Below are 723 nucleotides of genomic sequence, written 5' to 3' on the forward strand. Positions count from 1 at the left end.
TTTATCATCGCCCATGAAATGGTGCATCATGTTCTACTTCACAATCAGCAGATCAATCTAATTCGCTCAAAAAAGACTCGCGAGACTAATAGAGCAGCGAGAGATATCTACGTTTACCTTAACACAACCGCTTGGGCAGAAGTGGCGGATACCTTTATGGATGATTATACACAAGGACACCTTATGACCAATCACTTGATGATTCCGAATGAAGTAACCGCTGACGTTGTTGCTGTGGATATTATGGTCAAAGCTGGGTACAGTCCACAGGCAATGCGCTATGTGTTAGAGCGTGCAGCCAGTTGCTTAGGGTATCATGATGGTGACCTAAATACACAGTTTGCTCATATGCAAGCTGAAGCAAAAAAGTTTAATGAAAGTAAAAATAAGAGCATGGAGAACTATTTCGAGATAATAGGCGATCTTTTTTCCCAGACTCATCTACCACAGCCTTGGAGAGAAAAAACAGTTTCAACATACATTAAGGCTAATTATCCAACGGAGAGACGTTTGAGAATGACACCCGTGAGCAGTTTTAAAGTGAGTACGATGGTGTCTAGTAGATAAACAGCAATGACCAAAAAGTCACAATGAATGGGTATAGAGGTTCTAGATAGGGTCAGGTCTTGTCTTTTGCCTTTGTTGTTTTTACTTACTTTTACTAATTGTAGTTTGACGAGTTAGAGCAATGAACCTAACTCGTTTCTGCCCCTTTTCGAGTTT

The 723-nt window shown here is 40.5% G+C and carries 1 pseudogene; it reads left to right on the forward strand.

The annotated features are described in order from the left end of the window. Positions 1-567, forward strand: a pseudogene (locus tag R7093_RS25400) (hypothetical protein); the annotation flags it as partial. Positions 568-723 lie beyond the last annotated feature (156 nt).

The sequence above is a fragment of the Vibrio sp. 1580 genome (genome assembly GCF_033340055.1).